The following is a 6,586-nucleotide window of genomic DNA, read 5'->3' on the forward strand; positions in this document are numbered from 1 at the left end:
GTCTTGGACTTCCGGCCACCCCGCCGACACCCTCGAAGTCATGGGGAACACGACGCACGAAAGCACAGCGGCGGACGTCAGAACCGCGATCGCGGCCGAACGCCGAGAGCTGGCCGACTTGTTGGACGGCCTGTCGGCCGCGCAGTGGGACGCGCCGACGCTGTGCGCGGGTTGGCGGGTACGGGAGGTCGCCGCCCACATGACGATGGGGTTCCGGTACTCGATCCCCACGATGGCGTGGGAACTCGTCAAAGCACGCGGCAGCCTCAACCGGATGACGGACCGATGCGCCCGCAAGGACGCCGCCGCCCACTCGGCCGAAGAACTCACCGCGTCGCTCAGGGACAACGCGAGCCACCCCTGGAAGCCACCGGTCGGCGGATTCGAGGCCGCCCTGGGTCACGACGTGATCCACGGTCTGGACATCACGGTCGCCCTGGGCCTCGACCGTCGGGTTCCCGAAGACCGCCTGCGCATCCTCCTGAAGAGCATCGACTCCAGGACCCTCAAGTTCTTCGGAGCCGACCTCGACGGCATCGAACTCCGCGCCGGCGACCTCGACTGGTCATTCGGCACCGGAACCCCTCTGTCCGGCAGGGCACAGGACCTCCTACTGCTCGCGTACGGCCGAAAGCTCCCCCGGGGCCGCCTCCACGGCGAGCAGTGCGAACGCTTCCACGCTGCCTGAGTGTCCGTGCCGTGCCGAAGCCCCGACTCCAGAGGAATTCGCAGTGGAGCTCGCCTCGGCCGTTGAGCTCCGGCTGGGTCTGCTGGCAGCGAGAGCGCCGGTGCGCCGGCTCGGGCTGCCGGTCACCCTCGGTGTCGTGCTCACCCTCGGCCTCGCGGTGACCGCGAACTACTACGGGATCAACATCTTCGTCACCGGCAAGCACTCGTACGCGGGTGTCGGCTGACACCGCGCGAAGGCTCCTGCCGTCCGGGCCCGACCGCCAGAAAGGAGTCGACAGACGCCGGGGACCGAACAAGCTCATCGCTCAGCACAGCCCGCCGAGCCGAAATGGCGACCGTGCCATACAGGTCACCCTTGACTGCCGCTGCCCGTGGTTATTGGCGCGTCAGTGGTGCAATGCCTTGGATCGGTCCAGGCAACAAAAAAGCCCCAGGCCGTTGACCTGGGGCTTTCCTTCAGAGCGGGCGACGAGAATCGAACTCGCGCTCTAAGCTTGGGAAGCTCATGTTCTACCATTAAACTACGCCCGCCTGATGAGCCGTCAGCGACTGCTCGATCATTCCACACTCTACCCCATCCGAGGGGGTGCCCGGGCATGGCGTGAACGCGGCGCCGGGTCGATGCGCGCGGGTGGCGCGAGGCGTACTGTGTGGGCCGTTCCGCTGGGCCGGGTGGGGCGGCGAGCCGCCGCGTGGAATGTCCGGTACATCCCCTAATGTGTCGCTGTCCTGGGCGTGGCCCGCGTGGATACCGGCCACTGGCACGGCAGTTCCGCAGAGGCGGCGGTTCCGCTCGGGGACGCAGGCCCTCGTGACCTCGGGGCCGCAGGAACAACAGCAGTGCAGCGCTGCCGCCGGAGCGGCGCGCTTACGGGGAAGAATGGGAAGGGGATCGATGGAGCAGCGCACCGTCGTTCGTTGTGCCGAGGGGCACCTGTTCAGCACCAGCACGTTCCCGATGCAGCAGCTCGGCCCCCGGCGGCTCGGCCCCGGCAGACTGATCCGCTGTCCGCAGTGCGGACGGCTGCGCAGTTCGGTACCGGCCGACGTGAATGAGCTGTCGGCGCTGCAGCTGGCCCGCGCGCTGGAGCTGGAGGCCGCTCCGTTCCTGGCCTGAACGCCGGGCCGGAGAGCTCTCACAAGGCAGAACGGACCACGTGGGCCCCGGCCGGATTCGGCCGGGGCCCACGTGTGCACGTACTCTCGAAGCGTGCTGCTCTCTGACAAGGACATCCGTACCGAGATCGACAAGGGCCGGGTCAAGATCGACCCGTTCGACCCTGCCATGGTCCAGCCCTCCAGCATCGACGTCCGGCTGGATCGTTTCTTCCGGGTGTTCGAGAACCACCGCTACCCGCACATCGACCCCTCCGAGGAGCAGCCGGACCTGACGCGGCTGGTCGAGCCGGAGGGCGACGACGCGTTCATCCTGCACCCGGGCGAGTTCGTGCTGGCCTCGACGTACGAGGTGATCACGCTCCCGGACGACGTCGCCTCCCGGCTGGAGGGCAAGTCCAGCCTCGGACGGCTCGGGCTGCTGACGCACTCCACGGCGGGCTTCATCGACCCCGGTTTCAGCGGGCACGTCACGCTGGAGCTGTCGAACGTGGCGACTCTCCCGATCAAGCTCTACCCGGGCATGAAGATCGGCCAGCTCTGCCTGTTCCGGCTCTCCTCCCCGTCCGAGCACCCGTACGGCTCGCAGCGGTACGGCTCCCGCTACCAGGGCCAGCGCGGCCCGACGCCTTCGCGTTCGCACCTGAACTTCCACCGCACCCAGGTGTGACACCGCCGCATCCTGGTGTGACACCGAAACGGAGGGGGCGTACGGACTGAACCGTACGCCCCCTCCGCCGTGCTCAGGCCGTTTGGTTCAGGCCCGCTTCGGCCGGGTGACCGCGACCAGCTCGCTGCCGTCCGCGGAGAGCAGCAACTCGGTACGCAGCTCGGCCAGTTCGCCGAGGTGGTGCAGGTGGGTCCCGCCGCAGAAGATCTCGGCCGGGCCGGCCGGGAGCTCGCAGTGCCAGCGGCGGCGGGCGGTCAGCTCGGGGCCCGGCACCTCGATCCGGACGGCGGCGTCGGCCGCGACCCAGGCGGCGAGCTGGGCGTTGACGGCCTCGGTGAGCGAGGGGATCGCCTCGGCCAGCGCGGGGTACTCCTCGGTGGCCTCCGCCGTGAAGCCCTTCTTGCGCAGGGACTTGCCGAGCCGGTAGGTGTCCGTGCTGGCCTCGGTGTCCATCACCGAGGAGGCCATGGCGAGGCTGTCGAAGTCGGGGTTGCCGAAGGCGTCGGACCGGCCCGGGTCCTTGCGCCAGCGCGGGGCGAGGGCGGCGTTCAGGGCGAGCGCGAGCAGGTGGCAGCCGCTGTGGGAGGCGGAGAGCAGGGCGCGGCGCCCGGCGTCCACCCGCAGTTCGGCGACCTGGCCGACCGCCCCGGCCGGCTCCGTCCCGACCACGTGCAGCACCAGCCAGGACCACTCCTCGTCGCCCCGCCGCACCGGGATGTCGGCGCCGACCAGCAGCTCGCCGCCCTCGGGGCCGACGGCGCCGGTCAGGCAGTCCACCACCGGGTAGGTGACGCCGCCGACGGTGAGTTCACCGAGGTCGGCGGGCTGGTCGGGCCAGGTGTGGTCGAGCGGGTGGAACGGGGTCGCCTCGGTGACCACGGCGTACCGGCCGTCGGCCAGCGCGTGCACGGCGAGCACGGACGACTCACCGCTCACCTCCCCGGCCGGGAAGCTGACGTGGGTGGTGGGGAGGACGGTCATTCGATGGCTCCGTGCACGGGGTGAGTGAGTCCGAGAAGTCCGGGAGGACACCTGCGGACCGGACGTGTTCGAAAGGAACGCTGCGAAGCAGCCGCGAAGGCAGGCGGGCTGGGGGGAGACGGGCCCGCCGGAAGCAGGCTGGCGGAGGCGGGCTCGGACGGAAGCTGGGCACCACCACCCTAATGGGGGCACCGGTCCGGGCACGGCCCGGTCGGTCCGCCCGCCCCGGCTCAGCCCGAGCGGTCCGCCCCGGCTCAGCCCAGCGTCGGCAGCTTGATCAGCACCAACAGCGCCAGCAACTGCACCGCCGCCGCGCCCGCCGCCTTGCCCCAGGGCAGGTCGTGCAGTCGGCGCACCATGGTGGTCAGCAGGAAGGCGCAGAACAGCCAGGTCGCCCAGCCGAGCACCTGCACCACGGCGTTGCTCCCCGGCAGGAAGAGCGCGAACAGCAGCCGTGGCGCGTCCGTGGTCCAGCCGATCAGCACCGCCAGGCCGACCGTCGACTGCCAGGGGCCGTCGCCGCCGAACTGTCGGGCCAGCGCGTACGTCACCGCGCCGAGCATGCCCCCGGCCAGGGTGAACCCGACCGCCGCCGCGACGATCGCCCAGGCGGCGACCGAGAAGGTGGAGTTGACCACGTCGTTGTGGGTGGCCCCCATGCCGAGCACGGCGAGCACGCCGTAGATCAGCGAGACGGAGAGCGCGGGCAGCCACACCTGGTGGTCGCGCATCCGGTCGAAGGTCGGGGACGGCTCCCGGTACATGCCCACCAGCAGTTGCTTCCACGGCAGCCGCGGGCCGCCGGCGTGCGGCGCGGACTGACCGCCGGCCCGGTAGACGGCGACGTTGTCCTGTACGGGGTAGCCCTGCTCGTCGTAGCCCGGCCCGTAGCCCTGCGGCCGGTCCTGGTCCCGGTAGTCCTGCTGCCCGTACGGCTCCTGCTGCTCATAGGGCTGCCCGTACGGCTGCTGGTACGGCGGTTCGCCGTACGGGTACGGCGGCTCGCCGATGGCGAAGGCCCTGGTGTGCCCCGGCTCGTCCGCCCCCGGCGGGTGCGCCCCCGGACCACCCGCGTACGCCGACGGCCCGCCCGGGCCGGCGTCGCCGCGATAACCCTCGTGCGGTGCGGTGAAGAACTCGGGCTGCCCGGACGCGTACGGCGGCTCGTCCTGCTGCCCACGCCCGTACTGCCCCGCGTGCGCCCGCGCGCCCGAAGGCCCACCGGGCGCCGCAGGCCAGCCCTGTCGGGGGTCCGCGGCGCCCTGTCCGTTGTCGTATCCGTTGCCAGCCACGCAACGACGTTACCCGGTGCGGCTGACCGGGCGTCGGTTGATCAACAGGTCGATGGGAGATTGCAGCACCGCTGTGACACGCCGACGGCCCACCGGCCGACCCATGACCCACCAGCCAGCCCAGGGCCCACCAGTCGACCCACGACCCCCCAGGCACCCGGCCGACCCACGGCCGCCCGGCGCCCTACCGCTGCGCGCCGACCGACGGAGCGTGCACGACGGCCGCCGAGGTCTCCCCGGCCGGGCACCCGCCGGGGCCCGCCGTGGTGCGGACCGCGCCGACCGGCAGCAGGGTGCCGCAGGCGATCCGGATCCCGTTGGGGAGCTCGTTGTCGGACTCGACGATCGCGCCGTCCCCGATCACGGCCCCGTCGAGCGCCGTGCGCGCCCCGATCGTCGCGTACGCGCCGACGATGGAGTCCTTGACGAAGGCGTCCGCGCCGATCACCGCGCCCGGCAGGATCACACTGCCCTCGACGATCGCGCCGGACTCGACCACCGAACCCTCGGAGACCACCGTGCCGGAGCTGAGCACCGCGCCCGGGTGGACCTCGGCGTCGGGCAGCAGCAGGGCCTCGCCGATCGGTCCCGGCACGGCCGGGGAGTCGACCTTGCCGAGCACCAGGTCGGCCGAGCCGCGCACGAAGGCCGCCGGAGTGCCCAGGTCGAGCCAGTACGAGGTGTCGACCACACCGCGCAGCAGGGCGCCGGTGGACAGCAGCTCGGGGAAGGTCTCGCGCTCGACCGAGACCTCGCGGCCGGTCGGGATGCGGTCGATCACCGATCGGGTGAAGACGTAGCACCCGGCGTTGATCTGGTCCGTGACGATCTGCTCGGGGGTCTCGGGCTTCTCCAGGAACTCCAGCACCCGCCCGTTGGCGTCGGTCGGCACCAGGCCGAAGGCGCGCGGGTCCTCGACCCGGGTGAGGTGCAGGGTGACGTCGGCGCCTGCGGCCACGTGACCGTCGCGCAGGGCCGCGATGTCCACGCCGGAGAGGATGTCGCCGTTGAAGACCAGGACCGGCTCGTCCGGGCCGCAGGTGAGGCCGGTGGCGGCGTTGCGGATGGCACCGCCGGTGCCCAGCGGCTCCTTCTCGGTGAGGTAGACCAGCTCGATGCCGTATGGGCTGCCGTCCTTGAAGTGGTCGACGAAGACCTCGGCGAGGTACGAGGTGGCCAGCACCACCCGGGTGACACCGGCGGCGGCGGCGCGGGCCAGCTGGTGGGCGATGAAGGGCACGCCGGCGACGGGCAGCATCGGCTTGGGGGTGTGGGTGGTCAGCGGGCGCAGTCGTGTGCCCTTACCGCCGACCAGCATGATCGCCTCGGTCATGGTCCGCGATTCTCCCCTTGTTCCGGTGTGGTGGCCGTTCCGGTGGCGACCCGGCCGGTTTCGTGGCCGGTGTCGCCATTCGGTGACATCTGACGTGTGACGTCCGACGTGGACGTCACTGATCATCGGCCCCGTACAGGGCCCGTCAAGCGCCTACTGTATTTCCTTCCAAAGCAGGCCCGTTCCAGTGGCTGCTTGATCCTTATCACTGAATCATCGAAGTACCCCACAGACGATCGACCGGGCGCTTAAACGAACATTAACGATCGCCAAAGATCGTGTCCGGCGGAATGCGTTCGGCCCCCACTCCGGGCGGAGTGAGGGCCGAACGTCAACGGTGGCGCTTCGGGCTCAGACCTCGGCCGGTTCCGGCTCGGTGGGCTGGGCCTTGACCGAGTCGAGCAGCAGCTGGGCGACGTCGACCACCTTCAGGTGTTCCTTGGCGGCGCCCTCGTTCTTCTTGCCGTTGACCGAGTCGGAGAGCATCACCAGGCAGAACGGGCA

The 6,586-nt window shown here is 70.8% G+C and carries 6 protein-coding genes, 1 tRNA gene and 1 pseudogene; 4 read left to right on the forward strand and 4 right to left on the reverse strand.

Features of this window, described 5'->3' with window-relative positions; all coding sequences use genetic code 11:
- Positions 1-40: 40 nt before the first annotated feature.
- Positions 41-688 carry a maleylpyruvate isomerase family mycothiol-dependent enzyme gene (locus ACFC1R_RS25835; protein ID WP_375942441.1) on the forward strand — a complete coding sequence of 216 codons (648 nt, stop codon included), beginning with the start codon at positions 41-43 and terminating at the stop codon, positions 686-688.
- Between the two features lie 43 nt (positions 689-731).
- Positions 732-914 (forward strand): hypothetical protein, encoded by a 183-nt coding sequence (locus ACFC1R_RS25840; protein WP_375942443.1) that lies wholly within the window; start codon positions 732-734, stop codon positions 912-914.
- A 236-nt stretch (positions 915-1,150) separates the two neighbouring features.
- Here the strand turns inward: ACFC1R_RS25840 and ACFC1R_RS25845 are convergent.
- Positions 1,151-1,221: transfer RNA gene (locus ACFC1R_RS25845), tRNA-Gly, on the reverse strand.
- Positions 1,222-1,585: 364 nt separating this feature from the next.
- On the opposite strand from ACFC1R_RS25845, the gene ACFC1R_RS25850 reads away from it, so the two are divergent.
- Both ACFC1R_RS25850 and dcd read left to right on the forward strand, forming a co-directional pair.
- Positions 1,586-1,807: a hypothetical protein gene (locus tag ACFC1R_RS25850; RefSeq protein WP_375942445.1), complete on the forward strand. Its 222-nt coding sequence runs from the start codon at positions 1,586-1,588 to the stop codon at positions 1,805-1,807.
- A 93-nt stretch (positions 1,808-1,900) separates the two neighbouring features.
- Positions 1,901-2,476 carry a dCTP deaminase gene (gene dcd, locus ACFC1R_RS25855; protein ID WP_045306098.1) on the forward strand — a complete coding sequence of 192 codons (576 nt, stop codon included), beginning with the start codon at positions 1,901-1,903 and terminating at the stop codon, positions 2,474-2,476.
- A gap of 87 nt (positions 2,477-2,563) precedes the next feature.
- Here the strand turns inward: dcd and ACFC1R_RS25860 are convergent, their stop codons facing one another.
- The 3 genes and pseudogenes from ACFC1R_RS25860 to ACFC1R_RS25870 form a co-directional block, all read right to left on the reverse strand.
- Positions 2,564-3,457 (reverse strand): metal-dependent hydrolase, encoded by an 894-nt coding sequence (locus ACFC1R_RS25860; protein WP_375942447.1) that lies wholly within the window; start codon positions 3,455-3,457, stop codon positions 2,564-2,566.
- A gap of 254 nt (positions 3,458-3,711) precedes the next feature.
- Positions 3,712-4,749 (reverse strand): YIP1 family protein, encoded by a 1,038-nt coding sequence (locus ACFC1R_RS25865; RefSeq protein WP_375942449.1) that lies wholly within the window; start codon positions 4,747-4,749, stop codon positions 3,712-3,714.
- Positions 4,750-5,017: 268 nt separating this feature from the next.
- Positions 5,018-6,082 (reverse strand): annotated as a pseudogene (locus tag ACFC1R_RS25870) (sugar phosphate nucleotidyltransferase); the annotation flags it as partial.
- Between the last annotated feature and the right edge of the window lie 504 nt (positions 6,083-6,586).

It is taken from the genome of Kitasatospora sp. NPDC056138 (assembly GCF_042264695.1).
GTDB lineage: Bacteria > Actinomycetota > Actinomycetes > Streptomycetales > Streptomycetaceae > Kitasatospora.